This is a genomic window from Alkalicoccobacillus porphyridii (assembly GCF_007293315.1).
Lineage (GTDB): Bacteria > Bacillota > Bacilli > Bacillales > Bacillaceae_D > Alkalicoccobacillus > Alkalicoccobacillus porphyridii.
Map to the genome: position 1 here is coordinate 81,814 of NZ_VLXZ01000007.1, position 17,863 is coordinate 99,676.

General features: G+C 40.0%; 20 protein-coding genes. 7 read left to right on the plus strand and 13 right to left on the minus strand.

What is annotated here, in order from left to right; translation table 11 throughout:
• The first annotated feature begins 56 nt into the window (after positions 1 to 56).
• From FN960_RS12375 to FN960_RS12395, 5 genes are all read left to right on the plus strand, one after another.
• Positions 57 to 515, plus strand: a complete 459-nt coding sequence (locus FN960_RS12375; protein WP_143849046.1) for a GNAT family N-acetyltransferase — start codon at positions 57 to 59, stop codon at positions 513 to 515.
• Between the two features lie 775 nt (positions 516 to 1,290).
• Positions 1,291 to 1,890 carry a YkzI domain-containing protein gene (locus FN960_RS12380; RefSeq protein WP_143849047.1) on the plus strand — a complete coding sequence of 200 codons (600 nt, stop codon included), beginning with the start codon at positions 1,291 to 1,293 and terminating at the stop codon, positions 1,888 to 1,890.
• A 163-nt stretch (positions 1,891 to 2,053) separates the two neighbouring features.
• Positions 2,054 to 3,313, plus strand: coding sequence for a hypothetical protein (locus tag FN960_RS12385; RefSeq protein WP_143849048.1), 1,260 nt, complete (start codon positions 2,054 to 2,056; stop codon positions 3,311 to 3,313).
• Positions 3,306 to 6,302 (plus strand): DEAD/DEAH box helicase, encoded by a 2,997-nt coding sequence (locus tag FN960_RS12390; protein WP_143849049.1) that lies wholly within the window; start codon positions 3,306 to 3,308, stop codon positions 6,300 to 6,302. The genes FN960_RS12385 and FN960_RS12390 overlap by 8 nt, the downstream gene beginning before the upstream one ends.
• A gap of 14 nt (positions 6,303 to 6,316) precedes the next feature.
• Complete coding sequence (locus FN960_RS12395; protein ID WP_143849050.1) at positions 6,317 to 6,496, plus strand: hypothetical protein; 180 nt, start codon at positions 6,317 to 6,319, stop codon at positions 6,494 to 6,496.
• Between the two features lie 865 nt (positions 6,497 to 7,361).
• Here FN960_RS12395 and FN960_RS12400 read toward each other — a convergent pair.
• The 6 genes from FN960_RS12400 to FN960_RS12425 all read right to left on the minus strand — a co-directional run bounded on the left by FN960_RS12400 (position 7,362) and on the right by FN960_RS12425 (position 11,420).
• Complete coding sequence (locus FN960_RS12400) at positions 7,362 to 7,838, minus strand: BsuPI-related putative proteinase inhibitor (RefSeq protein WP_143849051.1); 477 nt, start codon at positions 7,836 to 7,838, stop codon at positions 7,362 to 7,364.
• Positions 7,839 to 7,851: 13 nt separating this feature from the next.
• Positions 7,852 to 8,673: a YitT family protein gene (locus FN960_RS12405; protein WP_143849052.1), complete on the minus strand. Its 822-nt coding sequence runs from the start codon at positions 8,671 to 8,673 to the stop codon at positions 7,852 to 7,854.
• Positions 8,674 to 8,712: 39 nt separating this feature from the next.
• Entirely contained in the window at positions 8,713 to 9,480 is a 768-nt protein-coding gene (gene yjfP / locus FN960_RS12410; protein WP_143849053.1) for an esterase, read from the minus strand.
• 59 nt (positions 9,481 to 9,539) lie between these two features.
• Complete coding sequence (locus FN960_RS12415) at positions 9,540 to 9,815, minus strand: YbyB family protein (RefSeq protein ID WP_143849054.1); 276 nt, start codon at positions 9,813 to 9,815, stop codon at positions 9,540 to 9,542.
• Positions 9,816 to 9,898: 83 nt separating this feature from the next.
• Entirely contained in the window at positions 9,899 to 10,270 is a 372-nt protein-coding gene (locus FN960_RS12420) for a rhodanese-like domain-containing protein (protein WP_143849055.1), read from the minus strand.
• Positions 10,271 to 10,331: 61 nt separating this feature from the next.
• A complete protein-coding gene (locus FN960_RS12425; RefSeq protein ID WP_143849056.1) occupies positions 10,332 to 11,420 on the minus strand; it encodes an AI-2E family transporter in 1,089 nt (362 codons plus the stop codon).
• Positions 11,421 to 11,595: 175 nt separating this feature from the next.
• On the opposite strand from FN960_RS12425, the gene FN960_RS12430 reads away from it, so the two are divergent.
• Positions 11,596 to 12,159 carry a GerMN domain-containing protein gene (locus FN960_RS12430; protein ID WP_260681995.1) on the plus strand — a complete coding sequence of 188 codons (564 nt, stop codon included), beginning with the start codon at positions 11,596 to 11,598 and terminating at the stop codon, positions 12,157 to 12,159.
• Between the two features lie 627 nt (positions 12,160 to 12,786).
• On the opposite strand, the gene FN960_RS12435 is transcribed toward FN960_RS12430, so the two are convergent.
• The 3 genes from FN960_RS12435 to FN960_RS12445 all read right to left on the minus strand — a co-directional run bounded on the left by FN960_RS12435 (position 12,787) and on the right by FN960_RS12445 (position 15,855).
• Positions 12,787 to 13,374, minus strand: a complete 588-nt coding sequence (locus tag FN960_RS12435; RefSeq protein ID WP_143849057.1) for a hypothetical protein — start codon at positions 13,372 to 13,374, stop codon at positions 12,787 to 12,789.
• An 83-nt stretch (positions 13,375 to 13,457) separates the two neighbouring features.
• Positions 13,458 to 14,945 (minus strand): acyl-CoA carboxylase subunit beta, encoded by a 1,488-nt coding sequence (locus FN960_RS12440; RefSeq protein ID WP_143849058.1) that lies wholly within the window; start codon positions 14,943 to 14,945, stop codon positions 13,458 to 13,460.
• Positions 14,946 to 15,021: 76 nt separating this feature from the next.
• The gene (locus tag FN960_RS12445) at positions 15,022 to 15,855 is read right to left on the minus strand and encodes a dimethylarginine dimethylaminohydrolase family protein (RefSeq protein ID WP_143849059.1); all 834 of its coding nucleotides are present in this window, start codon (positions 15,853 to 15,855) and stop codon (positions 15,022 to 15,024) included.
• A 116-nt stretch (positions 15,856 to 15,971) separates the two neighbouring features.
• Between FN960_RS12445 and FN960_RS12450 the strand changes: the two genes are divergently transcribed.
• Positions 15,972 to 16,166, plus strand: coding sequence for a hypothetical protein (locus FN960_RS12450; protein WP_143849060.1), 195 nt, complete (start codon positions 15,972 to 15,974; stop codon positions 16,164 to 16,166).
• A gap of 24 nt (positions 16,167 to 16,190) precedes the next feature.
• Here FN960_RS12450 and FN960_RS12455 read toward each other — a convergent pair whose 3' ends face one another.
• The 4 genes from FN960_RS12455 to FN960_RS12470 all read right to left on the minus strand — a co-directional run bounded on the left by FN960_RS12455 (position 16,191) and on the right by FN960_RS12470 (position 17,848).
• Entirely contained in the window at positions 16,191 to 16,331 is a 141-nt protein-coding gene (locus FN960_RS12455) for a lmo0937 family membrane protein (protein WP_143849061.1), read from the minus strand.
• 256 nt (positions 16,332 to 16,587) lie between these two features.
• On the minus strand, positions 16,588 to 16,884 hold the full coding sequence (locus FN960_RS12460) for an IDEAL domain-containing protein (protein ID WP_143849062.1): 297 nt from the start codon (positions 16,882 to 16,884) through the stop codon (positions 16,588 to 16,590).
• 132 nt (positions 16,885 to 17,016) lie between these two features.
• Positions 17,017 to 17,388: a response regulator gene (locus FN960_RS12465; RefSeq protein WP_143849063.1), complete on the minus strand. Its 372-nt coding sequence runs from the start codon at positions 17,386 to 17,388 to the stop codon at positions 17,017 to 17,019.
• 19 nt (positions 17,389 to 17,407) lie between these two features.
• Positions 17,408 to 17,848, minus strand: a complete 441-nt coding sequence (locus FN960_RS12470; RefSeq protein WP_143849064.1) for a chemotaxis protein CheW — start codon at positions 17,846 to 17,848, stop codon at positions 17,408 to 17,410.
• Positions 17,849 to 17,863: the final 15 nt, after the last annotated feature.

A 17,863-nucleotide genomic window follows, 5' to 3' on the forward strand; every position in this document is an offset into this window, starting at 1 on the left:
TAAGCTTTTTTGTGATAAACTTATAGAGTGCTAATTGTTCTGTTAGGAGGAAAACGATGGTTGAGATTATGGAAGTAGATAATGGGGCTGATACGACCCTGCGTTCCCAAATTGTTGATTTGTTAATGGAACAAATGGAGTCCATCGGTCCAAAGGATGGACGCATTGAGCTTGAGCGAACGATAAACCGTGCGCTTGAACCGAATTCAAAGGCTCACCTCTTTATAGCTCTATGCGAAGAAAAACAAGTTGTCGGCGCTGCCTTTTTAAATGTTGGCCTCAGCTTAGGTAAAGGTGGACAGTATATCTGGTTAAATGATCTATTTGTGACAAAAGAATTTCGTAATCGTGGAATTGCCAAGAAGCTACTTTTACGTATCATTTACTGGGCTGAGCAAAAACAAATCAAAGGAATTGAACTAGAGACGGGACGGAACAATGCTGCAACTAAAGCACTCTACAATTCACTTGGTTTTTATGATGTAATTTCCAAACGCTACGGCTTTCGATTTTAATTTTCATCCCTCTTATAATATATCATGTATTATATGTTAAACCTAAAATAGCTTGGAACATAAGTCTGTGAATCTCACAAAGACCCAAACGTCAATTGATCGAACATATCAGCGTTTGGGTTTTCTGTGTCAGAGCCGAGAGTTAGACTCCGCTTCGTAAATACACTGAGTAGTAATAAGCTCTTCGCACCGCTCCAGGAGAAACCTACGCTTTCCACGGGAACGGCCTCAGCCCTTGAAGTGGAAGGGCGCCACTTCAATGTCGGTCTGCCTCGTTCTGTTCCGTAGGAGTCTACGTTTTCTCCTTCCGCTCATGTTCCTGTTTAGACAAATGAATAGTTTGCCAAACACGTTACTAAGAGAGTCTTTGCCTCACAGTTGAAAACCTTAATTGTATAAATACTAATTCCTATACATCTCTAATTAAGCGAACGAAAATGGGGGCCGACACCTGCGGGATATAAAGGTTCAATGAGATAAATCGACGGAGTCGGGTTAGCTCATTACCTTCCCGCGGTAAGCGTGCCCCCATTTTCGGGAGCGACGGACGAAGAAACGAATCATAAGCCGTCCTCTATCCATAGATCCCCAAGTTCATTTACACATAAACTTGAAGATTTTAAAGCATGTCCAGCTATATATGACCAACAGTATAAACATCCCCTGCCCAATTTTAGTTGATTTGGGTTTTTTGCGTCTTTTTTTTGCTGGTTTTACATATGATGAAGCAAACTTAACTACTGTTTTTGATGCTTGAAAAGGGGTGTGCATACTCATGAGAGATGCGTATATAGATGTGGAATTTTCAGAGGTCTACATCGAGCTGACCAAAACGGCTCTTCATCAGTTCATCAAGCGAATGATGAGTCAGCACTACTCACTCTTCTGGAGATACGATACTACCACCATTTTCTTAATGATTGAAATGGAAGATTACATTCACGAGCTTCCTTTTATTCGGAATTCAACGTTCCTTACATTATCGGCAGACAAGTTAAATATTTATGATGAAACGCTTGCTGGTGCATTGGAGAAGCTGCTGCAATGTGAAAAAGGGAATGGAGTCGTAAAAAGGGCAAGCGATGGCCCTATGTACATTACCTCATACCAAGCTGGAGACATTGAATCCATGATAGAAATCGACGGGAGTGAAAAGGTCATGATGAACCGAAATGGCTCGATGGTCCAGTATCGGGATGACGGAAAAGCGTTAGAACCTCAAACCATTTTTAATATGATGAACCTTGAAATTGATTATGTGCTAATGGAGTTATTTGAATCACTCCAAACAAATGATAATGAAAAAGTGTTGGCTCATAAACAACGATTAAAACGATTAATTAATCGTCGTGATCAAGTTAGACAGCTTCTTTAGTGGCTCACATAAAGATATTCATACAGCAAGCACAGATTCTGGTGCTTGCATTTTTTGAGCGGATACATACATAGCTTCCTACCACCAAATCCTCTCTGACTTTATTTCTCTACATTTAAAAGGTACAATAGAGAGATGGTTTAAAACAGATGAGGTGATGTGCATGGAAATGCCTGATCATAACAAGGAAAAAGAATTCATAGCAGTCTTAACCCCTGCTATCCATTCTACGTATAAAAAATTGGCTGCCTCTCGTTATTTTACAGCCAGCCATTTAGAATTAATTTCATCTGAAGCAAAGAACATCATTCATACACAAGTAAAAGAAATGCCCTTACTTGGTTATTATATATATATAAATGGAGTATTTTCGCTGTGTCATAATGAAAACGCTCTGGAGCAGACACATAGACGATTTGAACATTTTTTTGGGTCGTTAGGTGACAAGTTGATAGAACATATAGCTGCAGATCGAGATGCTGTTAGCGTGACATCTTTTTTGAAAAGAACGACCAACCAAATTAAAAAGACAGAAGGAACCCTCTTCTCGCCATGGCCTAAACTTGTGCAACAACTAGTTCCTCATTTGTCGGGAAGTCAAATTGAAAAGATTGATGAGCAACTTCGCACTCATTCTTTTCACTTTAAATCCGCAGATGCAATTCTGATTAAAAGCTATGTCACTCTACTTGCAGGACGGGAAAAAGAAGCGCTAGAACAGCTCACCCAACGTTATCACAAATGGAGCGAGCAACAAGTTACGCCTCATTTTCGCTGCTTAGAGAAGCGTACCCGCTGGAAAACAATTTTAGTTTGGCTAAAACAATTGTTTCCTGATCAACGGAATGGTCGTTATGGGTCCCTTCAAAGCTTTGCCGATAAAAGCAAATCCCAGCTAAATGAAAGCGGAGATTTGCTTCCCGATGTTTGGGATCGCTGGCTACTAGCACCAAGCTTTCAGCGCTATACAGCCTTGACAGCACATGAAAGTCAAGAAAAGAAAGAGCAGATTATTAAATACGTTTTACCTAGATTAAAAAAACAGCTCCATCAATCACAAACCGTACAAGTCTATGTAAAGCTACTTAAAGAGTCAAAAAGCTTTGAGACGGCTGCCGAGTACTTTTTACTATATGAACGGAATCCGTTGCGGTTACAAGAAGAAAAAGAACAATTGCTTGAAGATATGATGGTAAAGGCACCAAAATTAGTGATCCCTATCTTTCATCAATTTGTCGTTAGATTAGCTGAAAAGAAATCACGCGCTCATTATGAAAGAGCAGCTTATTACGTAAACCAATTACGACTGCTCTATTCAAATGAACATGAAATGGAGCGTTTTCAAGAATATATGCGGTTAATGAAATCAGAGTATAAGACCTACCGTGCATTTATCAAGGAGCTGAATGTCATTCATGCGTAAAATGATTATACATGGGGGATGGATTCAAAACGTTTTTTTTATTTGGGCCGAGCAAGAAAAGAAATCACGATTTGATCAGGTTGATAGCTTTAAGTACCCTTTTCTTTTTTCACCCTTTGAGTTAAAGCTACTGCTTTATCAAAACGATCCGGCATCTTTTTTTGGAACGTTTGTTCAAACCAGTCAAGCGGTCTTACAAACGCCTCTTATTAATCGTCAAATCCAATCACCAGCAGGAGAGGCTACTGTTTATCAGGCTGATCCTCAAACAAAAACCTATCCTTTTCCAGTAGAAGGCATTCGCTTATCAAACGATGAGTTTCTTCATCAGCTTCCCCTCATGAGAAGCTGGCGTTTCCTTCCCAATGTAGAAATAGGACAAGATTTGAAGGTGTGGTTAGATTTAGCTGAGGAAATATGGAAGCTAATTACTCAGGGGCATTTCCAGCCTGCTAATAATGGTAGTTGGAAGCTCAAGGATGAAGAAATTCCGCTACGTTCGTGGACAGAGGCCGTCCCACTATCGAGTTTGGCTTTATATGCTGAACAGTCCTTCATGCAAAAAGAGTCTGAACAGTCTGAGAGAGAAGAAAAAGTAAGGTCTGCTCTGCACCTAATAACAGACGCAGCCATCCGTTCCCTCATGGCGGATCCGGAGGTTGATATAGCCTTTAAGCAGTGGCAGGAAAGTGTTGATAATCGCTGGAAATCGTTTATGCAGTCACTTGCCTCATCTCAATCTCTTAACCAAACCACTTCTTCTAAAAGTCTCGCTCAAGAGCTAGGAACCGTAAAGCGTTTACCATTCCAGACCGCTCTACGTATTGAGGAGCCAATTGACCCTGAGGAAGCTTGGCAAGTAAAGCTTTGCTTAGCTGATCGTCTACATCCATCTTATATTATTGAGATGAGTGATTTGGAGAAAGGTAATCATCCTTGGAGGATCAATCCAATTAGTCAATTAAAATCAGATAGCCAGATCATCTCTAAGGTTGTGCCCTATTTAGATCAATTAAGTTTAGCCGAGTCTCAGGTTGAATTGAGTGCTGATGAAGTCTTTTCATTATGTACCAGCTATGCGGAAGTATTAAATCAAAAGGATATTTACCTCATTGTTCCACAGTGGTTAAAGCAACGTAAGCAATTTAGTGTTCACTTATCTGTAGAAACACCTAAACATGAACTGGCGACAAGCGAGCCATTATTAAATTGGCAAAGTGTTGCAGACTTCACATATAACGTAGCCATTGGGGACTTAGTATTATCTTCCGATGATTTCTCACAATATGTGGAAGAAAAAAGGCCTTTCATTTATCAAAACGGCCAATGGGTAGCTTGGGATCCTTCTATGGCCAAAAGACTACAGACCTATTTAGACCAATTCAATTCACAAGCTACGTATTTAGATGCTCTTCAATTAGATGAAGACAATCTTGCATTTGCTGAAGACGTTGATGTTGATTGGGAGGTCGAGTGGCAAGAGGAGATGGAGGCAAGCCTGACTCAGGTGTTTAAGGATAAACCAACTCCTATTGATCTGCCAGAAAACTTTCAAGGTGAACTAAGAAGCTATCAGCATGAGGGCGTCTCCTGGCTTTCACATTTACGCAGAGCAGGATTTGGTGGGGTTCTTGCGGATGATATGGGCTTGGGCAAGTCTATTCAAACCCTTGTTTATATGCTGTATATAAAAGAAGCTCAAAAAAAATCCAAAAAGCATAACACGCCATTTTTGTTAATTTGCCCTACGTCACTGCTATTCAACTGGACGCAAGAAGCAAAGCAATTTGCTCCCGATCTAAAGGTTTTTATTCATCATGGACAAACAAGAATAAACCAAATGATAAACAGTAAAGCTTTAGAGGAATGGGACGTCGTACTTACCTCTTATCAGCTTGCTGTCCGGGATGCTGAGGCGTTTAAAATGATTCAATGGAATAGTATGATACTTGATGAAGCTCAGCATATAAAGAATGTAGACACTAAGCAAAGGCGAGTAATTAAACAGTTCAAAGCGAGTCATATTCTTGCTTTAACAGGAACACCTATTGAAAACCGTTTACGTGAGCTTTGGTCTCTATTAGATGTCACAAACCCAGGTTTATTAGGACGATTTACTACCTTTCAGAATCGTTTTATTAAACCCATCGAGAAAGACAAAGACCCAGACCGCCTTGCACAATTACAGGCAACCATTAAACCCTTTGTCTTACGTAGAAAAAAAGATGACTTATCATTAAAGCTGAATTTACCAGAAAAACACGAAAAGATTCATCATGTTCACTTAAGTTTGGAGCAAGCAGCATATTATCAAGCGGTTGTAGAAGAAGTCAGCAAACAGCTTAATGAGGTTACAAACATGGAAAGACGATCCCTCATTTTAAAAAGCTTAACGCGTTTAAAACAAATCTGTAACCACCCTGCCCACTTCTTAAAATTAAAAAGCGTAAGTGACCATCAGTCTGGTAAATGGGAGGAGTTTCTCAAGCTTATTGATGAAATTAGAGCCAACCAAGAAAAAGTACTTGTCTTTACCCAATACAAAGAGATGGGCGCAATCATTACTCATGAGCTAGAGCAACGCTTTAGTCAACCAGTGCCATTTCTTCATGGGAGCTTAACAAGAGCAAAAAGACAGGAAGTTATCACGGATTTTCAATCAAATCAAAACACTACGGCATTTGTCCTTTCTTTAAAAGCAGGAGGTGTCGGATTAAATTTAACTGCTGCAAATCACGTGATTCATTATGATCGTTGGTGGAATCCTGCTGTAGAGAACCAAGCAACCGACCGCGCCTTTAGAATAGGGCAAACCTCTGATGTGACGGTTCATACATTAATTACAACAGGTACAATCGAAGAGCGAATTGACAGAATGCTTGTAAGCAAACAATCACTAGCGAATGAAATTCTATCTGCGGATGCTGCCAAATTTACTGAAATGACGGATGAAGAAGTATTAGATCTTATCAGATTATCTCGAGACTGAGAGGAGTTTGTTTGGTGAAAAATGTGGATCCACTGTTTAAACAATTTTGGAATGCACAAACTCGCGTAAACACGCACGTCATGAAAACTGAAGGCTTTCGCGAGGATGAAGGAGAGGAATGGGCCGCTTTTCGCCAAGCAATCCAACAAGCTGCCCAAGAAAGACTTCATACAGAAAAAACAGAAGATGCTTAGTATAACCGTCGCCCCACTCCTATGTGAGTAACATAGGAGGTGGTTGGGACAGAATTATTATAACTAATAGAAAAGCTGAAGAATGTTGGAGTCTCCATTCATTCTTCAGCTTTTTGATTGTATAAAAATAAGAAGGAGGATGTGGCTCCAGAAATACACTTCGCTTGTATAAATACATGGAGGAATTGGAGGTAAACTGAGAATGAGTTCTTCGGTTGCCGCTCCCGAAAATGGGGGCACGCTTACCGCGGGATGAAAAGGTGTCGGCCCTCCATTTTCGTCCGCTTAATGAGTAGCAGGCACAAAGTATGTGAGAGATTAAACACGCAAGATCTACATAACTTTTTTAAAAAGGAATGCTGGTATTTATCTTTTAAACAAAAAAAAGACCTCATTTCCCTAGATAGGAAAGTTGGTCCTTTGTCTAATCAGGAACATGAGCGGAAGGAGAACCCGTAGACTCCTGCGGAACAGAACGAGTCTGAAGACATCGAAGTGGTGGTTTTCCACTTCGAGGGCTGAGGCCGTTCCCGCGGAAAGCGTAGGGTTCTCCTGTAGCGGCGCCATTCAGCTCATTATTATATGACTTTTTCAGTGACGTCCTGTTCATCCCCCAGGTGTCGGCCCTCCACTTTCGTTCGCTTGGTTAGTGGCAGGCACCAAGTAGACACATACAGAGGCTAGATAATCTTCCTACGCGGCAGACCGAAAGCGAAGTGGCACTTTTTCGATTTTATGGATGAGTCCGTGCCTGTGGAAAGCGGCACATTCTGTAGCGGCATTGTTCGTCTTTTATCTATAAGATATCGTTCTGTCCCACCCTCTTGTAACAAAGATACTTCTACTACAGGATCTTTAATAAATATTAAATCTCCACTTCAATGGTTGTTGAAGGTAGCGTTTCTTGCTCTTGAGTTTTACCAACGATTTCAACTAACAGCGTGTAAGGACCAGGCTCCAAATCACTAGTCGGAATCGATTCCTGATAAGTGAAAGACTCTCCATCACTAATTTCTTCTGAAACGATGGCCATCGTGAACATTTTGCCTTCAGAAAAACGATACACTTCTTCCTCTGCTTCATCTGTGAGGACAAGTTCATATGATTGTGAGCTAGGAAATCCAACTTCTTGTGCTTCTCCCGTGCCATTAGTCAAAACCATTTCAACAAGTAACGAATCATTTTCATTTGTTGCTGTTACTTCTAGATTCCAACCATCCATTTCCTCTACTCCCTCCTCCACATCGTTATTTCCTTCCCCTGGCGCTTCCGTTTGTTGACCACATGCTGCTAGTAGCAGAATGAACGCAGTAGCTGCTAATACTCTCCAGTCTTTTATCATCGCTATTCACTCCCTATTGTTTGTTAAACAATCCGTATACACTTGCGGTTTCAACAATATTGGTAAACGCAGATGGGTCCACATCACCAATGATGGTTTTTAGGTCATACAGTTCATAACGGGTCAATACAATAAACAACACTTCTTTATCATCTGAAGTATAGCCTCCCATTGCTGGCACCCTTGTAATCCCTCTGGTCAATCGCTCATGGATCGCTGTTCTTAGTTCCTCAGCATGCTTGGTCACAATCATAGCCGTAAGCTTCACGTAGCGCGTATGAATGGCATCAATAACACGTGAAGTAACATAAAGAGCAACTAAAGTGTATAAGGCTTTTTCCGGATCAAAAAAGATCCCCGCTGCAAGCACAATTAAACTGTTTAGAATAAAAAAGTAAATGCCAACTGGACGATCACTGTACCTAGCTAATACTAACGCAATGATATCTAGTCCTCCAGACGAAGCACCCCATCTAAGCATTAATCCTGCGCCAACAGCCCCAAGCACGCCGCCAAATACGGCATTTAAAAGAATATCCTGTGAAAATGCATACTCTGGTAGGACCTCAAGAAAAAAAGATGTCACCGCAACACTCGCAAAGCTGTAAATGGTAAAGCTTTTTCCAACCTTCATCCAGCCAAGTATAGCCACAGGAATGTTTAAAAGGAATAATAGTAACCCCGTAGATAGATTAAAGACCGAGGCCAAGAGCTGAGATATCCCGGTAAAACCACTTGCAAAAACATCTGCAGGTATTAAGAAAAAGTTTAAGGAGGCTGCAAGCAGAGCCGATCCAATGATAATGATTATAACTTTCTGAATTTCTTTAAGCATTCGTACACCTCTACTGTTTTCTCACTGCCTGTATTACATCTATAACATATGCTTAGTAAACCAACTCTTCATTTGGAAAATTGCCTGTCTGGAGACAGCATGTCCTGTTTCTTTCTCCAAATATAATGCAAGATGATCTGGTCTGTCACTATAATTGGGAACAAGTTCATTATACAACGTTGTAGAATAGCTTGCAGGAACAATCTGATCTTTCTCACCATGCCAAATCATCAAGGGTCTATCTGATAACGTGGAAAGCTGTTTTGATAAGTCAAATGCCGCTAATCTCTTAAGTGTTGCGCTTGCGAGGGTATCTGGAATCGAAATGCCATGAGCTCTCATTTGCTCAATTTGTTGGTTTGCAAAGTGTTCATAATACGCAGTACCCATAAGCGTTGCCGACGTATGAATCCATGGATATTGCGTCAGTGCACCATAGGTTGTAATTCCCCCCATAGACGTTCCAGCAACCCCAATTCTTTTCTCATCTATTAGGCCGTTATGGGTAAAATGATCCTTTAACTGCTGTAATTCATTAATCGAATTCATCACAATTTCCCATAAAAGCATTGTTCTTTGCTCGCCGGTTACTGTACCTTCTCGTTCGCCATGATGTAGCGCATCAGGCAAGATAACTCGATAACCCTCTTCAGCTAAATGATACGCAATATGTAAATTCTGATCCTTTGCACTGGTCAGCCCATGAAAAAAGAAAATTGCGGGTTGATTTAGTTGATCTCTGACCTTCTCTTCTGCAACATGAAGAAGTGAAATATCCCCAAGCTGCTCTCTCTCAATCGAAATCATGGTCCCTTCGTCTCCTTTAATGGTATCTACCAAAAGATAAAGCCACCAAAATAGGTGGCTTACTTATGGTTCAATTGTTGTTTCTCGTTGTAACGCTGAACACTGTATAAGGCACCTTCACCAACCATCTTACTATCAGCTGATTCTGGAATAGGGTTGCCAAGCTCTTCAGTCGATTTCTCACCGCCTGGTGTTACCTTATTCGATACTTTTTGGTAAGAGTTGCGTATAACTTTGGAAACTCTGGCACGCCTTGATTCATCATTTAACCAAATTGCTGTTCCACTGACAGCACCAGCAACAGCTGAAAATACAAGCCATTTTTTTAATCCCATGTATATCTCCCCTTCCCTCTTACTTGAGTATAATTTCCTAATCCAGTGGTTATTAAACATCATCCTAGCGTTTCAATGCAAAATTAATCTTTTTTCAGCTCATTAACATCTTTTACTACCCATTCCAACCCGGATTTTATGTCGCCCTGCCAGGAGATCATGCCTCCAACAAAATTACGTACATTCAAAATTCCTTGTTCCTTTAGAAATAGGGCCACATTTTGACTTCTCTTACCACTCCGACAAATGAATACATACGAAGCAGAACGATCTAACTCTGCTGATAAACTTGCGATAGTATTCATTGGTATCAGTGGCACTCCAGGAATATGTGCTTCTGCATATTCATCTAGTTCACGAACATCAATTAGAATAGGTTCCTTTGCCCCTGTAACGAGCAATTCACGGAGCTCTTCTGCATCCATTTGAATGATGCCTTCATCTTCATATGACATTCTACCCTCACCCTTTTAATTGTGTAGTTTCTGTATAGTGTAAGGAAGATGCTAGCCTCTGTCAATGAACAGGCTTTCCTCTTCTCAGTTTAATTAAGCGATAGGTGTGAGATACAATTACTTTCCCAACAGCATAGGAAGGTACTGCCAGAAGCAATCCAACCAAGCCAGCAAACTGACTGGCAAATAATAAGAGAAAGATGATCGTAACTGGATGGACATTAAGCTGTCGACCCATAATCTGCGGTGAGATTAAGTTACTTTCGATTTGCTGAATAACAAGCACACCTATAATGACGGCAAGCACCATGAATGGCGAGTCAAATAAGGCAACAATAACTGCTGGTGCGGTTCCTATCCAAGGTCCAATAAAAGGGATAACATTTGTAAGCATGGCAATAATCGCAAGGACTAATGCATATTCCAATCCAATGCTTAAGTATAGAATGAGGCAAAGAATCCCTACACAAATACTTACGAGAATCTGCCCTTGTAGATAAGAGCTTAAAGCTTTATCCATATCTCCAAGAATACGACGACCTTCATGCTGCTGCTTTTCAGGTAGAAACTTAAGCATGAACGCAGGTGCCTTATCCCCTTCTTTAAGTAAGTAAAACAAGACAAATGGGAAAATGACCAGAACAATTACAAAGCTAGCTACAGCTCCAATAACTTTGACTAAATTAGATCCAATTGAAGCAACATATCCTTCAATATTACTTGAGAAATTCTCTATCATATCATCAAGTGAATGCTGACCAGATTGTTGAAAGCTTTGAACATATTCATTTTCCTGTAACGTGAGCAACATCTCCTCACCCTGTTCCACAAAGGAAGGAACGTTATCGATTAAACTTCTTGTCTGCTTTTGAATTTCAGGACCAATCAGCAGAACAGAGGTTGTTATTAATCCAATTAACAGTAAGAAAACTAGAAGAATGGAAAGCCCTCTAGGAATTTTTTTGCTTAACAGATTAACAAATGGGCGTAATAAATAATAAAAAACGCCTGCAATGACAATCGGTGCAAAAAGTGTTTGAAATAAAACAGCGATAGGTTGAAAAATAAAACTTACCAACGAGGCTAGGTATACGATTAACAAAAAGAGCGCAATACCAAGACCTATTTTAAAATACTTTGACTGAGGCATAATAGACAAGTTCCTTCCACATTCATTTTTTTTAGTATATCATTCTAAGTCGCAAACGGAAATAAAGAGAGAATTTGATTTAGCCGTCTACAAAAAGTCATTTGTTTAATATATACTAGCTTAGGGTAAGAGATAGTATCAAGACTGTTACTTTTCTACCTTAGGAGGGGTTTCATTGAAAGTTAAACTGCTAGTCGCATTTGGTACATCCCTTATGCTAATGGCATGCGGTCAAGGAAACGAGCCGGTACCCGAAACAGACACAGGACAAAACGAGCCGGAAGAGGAAACGTCGGATGAAGAAACAGCTATGCATAGTGTTTACTTATTTTTCCCAGATGAAAATGTTGAGGAGCTTTATCGAGTAGAACGAGAGGTCTCATCTGATGAAATGGAAGGTGCGATAGAGGCGCTTAATATGTGGCTTGAGGGTCCAGAGTCTGATGAAGCAGAATTAACCTCACTGACTGACACATCGATCGAGCTACAATCTGTTGAAGACCATGATGGTATCGCCCATGTGTCCTTCTCTCCAGAATTTCTTGACATTCAAGTAGGATCTGGAACAGAAGAAATGCTACTTCAACAAGTAGCGTTAATTATGGACCAGTTTGGATATGAACAAACGCAAATTTTAATAGACGGAGAAAGTCAGGAACAATTATTTGGCCACATTCAAACAGATGAACCTATTACAGCTGAAAATGACCCAGAATCATATGAATTAGTAGAATCCTAAAAATAGTAAGGCCCAAACGTTTATGTTGATCTAACATATCATCGTTTGGGTCTTCTATTTTGAAACGAAGAGATAAGATCCGCTTCGGAAATACACTGCGCTGGTTTAAAACTTACATACTTATATTTAGTGCTATTCATAGTATGTAATAAGGACGTGAGAGCTATAAGTTTGGATGAGCTCGGCACACCGCTCCAGGAGAAACCTACGCTCATGTTCTAAATTAGACAAATGAGGATTTTGCCAAGAATTAAAATACGTTACCAAAATAATCGTTTCCTTACGGGTAAAGTCCTTATGATTGTATAAATACTAATTCCAATACCTATCTAAACAAGCGGACGAAAATGGCGGGCCGACACCTGCGGGATGAAAAGGTTTAATGAGATAAATCGACGGAGTCGAGTTAGCTCATTACCTTGCCTCGGGTAAGTGCCCCCATTTTCGGGAGCGCAGCCGAAGAACCCATTCTCTGATACCCTCCATGTCCTTATGCAAGCGAAGTATATTTCTAGAGCGACAATACAATATAAAAAGCTGAACAATTGAATGGATTGACTCCAACATTGTCAGCTTTTCTTTTAGTTATAAAGTTCTTTCTCAACCTCTTAGTATGTTTTTACCTTCTTACGATCCTTGGCTATAAAAATCATGCGCTGGAAACTGTAAAGACAGCTCTGAAAGAATGTACTCGCTCAGCTCGTCTTCACTGCTTGCCTGTTCAGCTATGTCATTAGCTACAGGTTGAATCACCTGCTGAACATACTGCACCATATTAACTGAACGATCGGAACGTACAAAGGATGGATTGTCTGATGCGAAAGCCGTCAGCTGCGTAAAGTCATTAGTCTCTACCATGATGACCTCTTCCCGCTCTGAATGGTTAAGCATCATTGAAACCGGCTGTAGCTCGTATTCGTTCATTTTATATGGAAAAGGCAATGAAATAAACCGCACATGCGCCTGCTCAACTGAACGTTCCTGATTCTCTGTTACGATCAAGTCTCCATCAAATGCTTGTGGTATGATCTGTGTCACACTAAAGTATGTAGCCACACAAAAAGCACTAATAAGAATAGCCATAATATGATCATTACGTTTATTCTTCTTTTTTTCCTTAGAAAAGCGAGTAGCTACAAGAGCTCCCCCTAATGCAATAATGACTAACACCCCAACTAAAAGAAACTGAAAAATCCATTCACTTAATACAACCAAACGTCTCTTCCTCTCCTACCATTTCTCCTTCTCATGCTACCACAGAGCAGTACACGAGAGAAGTCATAAGAAAAGGAACCCTCTTATAGGGGCATATTTCCGTGTTTTTTTTTGAGAATTGACCTTTTTTTCGATTGGATAAGTGAAAAGGACATAATTAATCGTTTTCTGGTATCATCCGGATGAATGATCTCATCTATTAAGGCTTTTTGAGCAGCATGACGTGAATCGGCAAATTGATCACGATATTCATTCATTTTCTCTTCCTTACTTTTTTGGGATTGATCCGAATATAGAATAGCCGCTGCCCCTTCTGGACCCATTACAGACACCTCAGATCCAGGCCATGCATAAACAAAATCAGCGCCTATAGCTTTACTGTTTAGTGCCACAAAAGCGCCACCATAGGCCTTACGGATAATGACGGTAATTTTTGGTACGCTTGCTTCTGCAAAGGCGTAAATAATTTTTGCTCCATGCCTGATCAAGCCTGCTTGTTCCTGTTGAAGCCCCGGCATAAATCCACTAACATCCTCCAAGACCAAGATTGGGTGTTCAAATGCATCACAAAATCTAATGAATCTTGCGCATTTGTCTGAGGCGTCCAGATCAATACAGCCTGCCATTACTTTAGGATTATTGGCCACGATACCTATACATCTACCATTAAGCCTGGCAAAACCAACAATTAAGTTCCGAGCGAATTTTTCATGAATCTCAAGGAAAGAGTCCTCATCTATAATTGAGGAAATGACCGTATGCATATCGTAGCTTTTTTTGTGATGGGCGGGTAGTAGGTTGATTAACGATGTTTTTTGAGGTGCCTTGATATGGTGAGTCTGAGGAGTCCAAAGTGCAATCAGTTTCCTAACCTTTTTAAATGCCTCTTCTTCTGAGATGGCAGTCAAATGAGCATTACCACTTTGAGACGCATGCATATATGCTCCACCCAATGCTTCAGCTTCAATCGCCACACCGCTCATAGCTTTTACTACTTTTGGGCCCGTTATAAACATTTGACTAGACTTTTCAACCATTAGGACAAAATCAGTTAAAGCTGGCGAATACACAGCACCGCCAGCACATGGACCAAGAATGACGGATATCTGAGGAATCACTCCTGAATATTTAACGTTACGTTCAAAGATTTGGCCATACCCTTCAAGGGCAGAGATTCCCTCTTGAATCCTAGCTCCTCCAGAATCATTTAATCCAATTAGCGGGACGTTCATATCCGCCGCAAGATCCATAAGCCAGGAAATTTTCTTGGCATGAATCTCACCTAAAGAACCACCAGCTACAGTGAAATCCTGAGAAAAGACACATACCTTTCTCCCGTCTATCGTGCCAACTCCAATAATTACGCCATCATTTACTAGCGTTTTATCAGATAATGAGCCCGAAGCAAATTGCTGAAACTCTGTCCAAGAATCTGGATCTAGTAGCATTTCCACTCTTTCTCGAGCGGAATATTTTCCTTTATGGCGCTGCTTATCTTTCTTGATCTCTTCTTCCGCCTGAATCTGTTCCATCTGTTTTTGATAGTTCTCAAGTGCATGCTTCCCGTGCATAAACCCACCTCTCTATCTCTCTTTTATATGTCCAATAAAGAGTGGGTTTATTCAGCATACTATGAGTGAAAGTACATCAAGCTCGGTGTAAGGGCATTGTCACACATCTAAAGGAGCCACCAGATTTAATAATTTCAGAAAAGGGTACTTCATATAAATCAAAGCCCTTTGCCCTAAGTTGAGCATTCGTCTCTGTATTTTCTGGTAAGACAATCACTTTTCCTTCCCCTAAGGAAAGTACATTAACTGCTAAAGAAAATTGTTCTCGTTTAGATACTTCTATACATGTGTACTTCTGTTTCAGTAGCGAAACAAACTCGGGCTCAATTGCATCTGTGTAGATTAATGCTATATCCTCTGAGATTGGGTTAAATACACAGTCTAAATGAAGATAAGAATCATCGAAATGAATAGGATGAATGGTTTTGCCTGGATGATTTTGTTTAAAGCGTTCAATGAGCGAAGCGCTTGTACGGCTACTAATTCCAATAAATACATCTTCACCATCAATGATAACGTCGCCACCCTCAATGGTTCCTTCCGTCATCTTCTGGAAGCTTAGTTGATTTTCCTCAGCATATTGCTTAAGGTACATCTCCTCTCCCTGCCTTATAGGGCGCTCCAAAGAAGCCAGATAAAGGATATCATCAATAACAAACCCTATATCTCTTGTAAACACCTGTTCAGGGTAATGACGATCCGCTTGGAGTTCTACTACATGTACGCCAAGGGACGTAAGTGTTTGCTTTAATCCTTGATGCTGCTTTAAAGCCGTCGGTATATGGATATTGTCTTGCTTGTAGTGAGCCTGAATCGAATTAATCACTTCTTTTATACTCATGTACTCGGGAGGACATAGGATAACCTCTTTTAACGAATCATACTCAGTTTTACATAAAAGTGTATTCATTAGCTCACCTCATCATTATTATCTGGAACATTGACTTTTCTTTATTAGATGCGAACCTGCTTAAAATGGATCACATATACTGATGCTGAGCCTTTAAAAAAAGGAGGTTACCTCCCATGAATGTTGATCCAGAAAAAGTATTAGCTTGGATTCAACGCGATTCATATCTGAGCTCTGCTTTTCACTATATAGAATTAAATATGTGTAATAAGGAAGAAGCGATACTTTATATGTATCAACTCTATATTGCCAATTCACCGATTCTCTTAAACGGCTATCATGATTTTCTGGAGAATGAACAAAAAAGCTGACTGGCAGCCAGCTTTTTGCTTATGTCACCTTCGTTTAACAATTAGCTGATATACTAACACAATAGCAGCTGCGAGTAGCAAAATGTGAATAAAGTTTCCGGCAATCCGAAAAATAAGACCAACCAACCAAAGTCCGAGAATGATCATAATAATTGTCCATAACATGTTATCACCCCATTTCCCTATAAAAGACTTTCATTCAAACAATAGTATGCACCAATTTAGTAAAATAAGTGCTGCGCTAAAAGTAACTATGTTTGGATTACTCACATTCGTGTTGTTCGAACCGACATTCCTAATGAAAAATAGGACATTATGTAGAGATCTTAGTCACGGACCGATACAACATGTGAATTCAAAAAATACCCCTTATCACTATTAAAAGTGGTAAGGGGTCATACTTTTAGACAGCCCCGTACTCTTATTGAAATGTTAGGTGCAATTTAAACCCATGATCATAAATCGTCTTTCCATCTTTATGTTCATTAAGCAATGCTGCATAATCATTCGTTAAGGACATAAACTGTTCTTCGTCTCTTTTAACCAGTGCTTCATCAATAAGATGTAACAATTGGTCCTTTTTATGATAGTAAAGAGAATATTCAAGTACAGCCTGTGCATAGAGAGAATAGACGGCAGCCTGCGAGCGTTTCTGCAGACTTTTTATGATCTCAAGCTGCTTAAGAACCTCTTTATCCATTGCGAATTGGTTGCTCATCTAATTTTCCTCCTATTCCAAATGAATTATCGATTATACTGATATTTTTTAATTACCCCGTTTATTGTCGATTGAAACCAATAGGTAGACAAAAAGACAGCTGTCTCGAAGAACACACTGTCTTATATCTTTCTATCTTTGAGCTGCCTGAAGGACCTGCTCCACCGTTTCAATCACACGTTCTTTTTGAAAGGGTTTAACAATAAAATCCTTGGCTCCGGATTGAACGGCTTCCAATACCAATGCTTGCTGTCCCATCGCCGAGCACATCACAATATTAGCTGAAGGATCTAGCTGAATAATTTGTTTTAATGCCTGGATTCCATTAAGCTCGGGCATTGTAATGTCCATCGTTACGAGATCAGGCTTTAATGCCTTAAATTGTTCAATCGCTTGAATTCCATTTTCAGCTTCGCCTGCTACATTAAAGCCTGCATCAAGAAGAATGTCCTTAATCATTTTTCTCATAAATGCTGCATCATCCACAATTAATATGGAGGTCATTTTGTCCACCTCTTCTTTGCTATTCCTGCACTGCCTTTTCTAAGTTAAGCAAGCTAAATAATCTTGTACCAAGCTTAACTACACCATCAAGATAGTGAGCTTCTACACCACCTACAACCTCTGGTGTTGGTTCAATTTTATTTAGAGGAATATCCATGACGTCATTGGCACCATCAACGACCAACCCCAGTGTTAGATCATCACTAGCTGTAATAAGAATTCGCGTTGATTCATCCGAATCCTTTTTCTCTAAGCCAAATTTTTCTCTTAAATCTATGACTGGTGTAATCACACCACGTAAATTCATAACCCCTTTTACAAAGGTTGGTGTTCCTGGAATTCTTGTAACGGATTGCATACGCTCAATTGATTGGATGTCACTAACTTTAATAGCGTATTCTTCTTCATGCATTTGAAAGATGATTACTTTCATCTGCTCATCTAATACCTCAACACTCATCGCAGACTCTCCTTT

Coding starts and splice junctions, on each gene's coding strand:
- FN960_RS12375 (WP_143849046.1), top strand. CDS start 57: ATGGTTGAGATTATGGAAGTAGATAATGGGGCTGATACGACCCTGCGT.
- FN960_RS12380 (WP_143849047.1), top strand. CDS start 1,291: ATGAGAGATGCGTATATAGATGTGGAATTTTCAGAGGTCTACATCGAG.
- FN960_RS12385 (WP_143849048.1), top strand. CDS start 2,054: ATGGAAATGCCTGATCATAACAAGGAAAAAGAATTCATAGCAGTCTTA.
- FN960_RS12390 (WP_143849049.1), top strand. CDS start 3,306: ATGCGTAAAATGATTATACATGGGGGATGGATTCAAAACGTTTTTTTT.
- FN960_RS12400 (WP_143849051.1), bottom strand. CDS start 7,838: ATGATAAAAGACTGGAGAGTATTAGCAGCTACTGCGTTCATTCTGCTA.
- FN960_RS12405 (WP_143849052.1), bottom strand. CDS start 8,673: ATGCTTAAAGAAATTCAGAAAGTTATAATCATTATCATTGGATCGGCT.
- yjfP (WP_143849053.1), bottom strand. CDS start 9,480: ATGATTTCGATTGAGAGAGAGCAGCTTGGGGATATTTCACTTCTTCAT.
- FN960_RS12415 (WP_143849054.1), bottom strand. CDS start 9,815: ATGGGATTAAAAAAATGGCTTGTATTTTCAGCTGTTGCTGGTGCTGTC.
- FN960_RS12420 (WP_143849055.1), bottom strand. CDS start 10,270: ATGTCATATGAAGATGAAGGCATCATTCAAATGGATGCAGAAGAGCTC.
- FN960_RS12425 (WP_143849056.1), bottom strand. CDS start 11,420: ATGCCTCAGTCAAAGTATTTTAAAATAGGTCTTGGTATTGCGCTCTTT.
- FN960_RS12440 (WP_143849058.1), bottom strand. CDS start 14,945: ATGCACGGGAAGCATGCACTTGAGAACTATCAAAAACAGATGGAACAG.
- FN960_RS12445 (WP_143849059.1), bottom strand. CDS start 15,855: ATGAATACACTTTTATGTAAAACTGAGTATGATTCGTTAAAAGAGGTT.
- FN960_RS12450 (WP_143849060.1), top strand. CDS start 15,972: ATGAATGTTGATCCAGAAAAAGTATTAGCTTGGATTCAACGCGATTCA.
- FN960_RS12455 (WP_143849061.1), bottom strand. CDS start 16,331: ATGTTATGGACAATTATTATGATCATTCTCGGACTTTGGTTGGTTGGT.
- FN960_RS12460 (WP_143849062.1), bottom strand. CDS start 16,884: ATGAGCAACCAATTCGCAATGGATAAAGAGGTTCTTAAGCAGCTTGAG.
- FN960_RS12465 (WP_143849063.1), bottom strand. CDS start 17,388: ATGACCTCCATATTAATTGTGGATGATGCAGCATTTATGAGAAAAATG.
- FN960_RS12470 (WP_143849064.1), bottom strand. CDS start 17,848: ATGAGTGTTGAGGTATTAGATGAGCAGATGAAAGTAATCATCTTTCAA.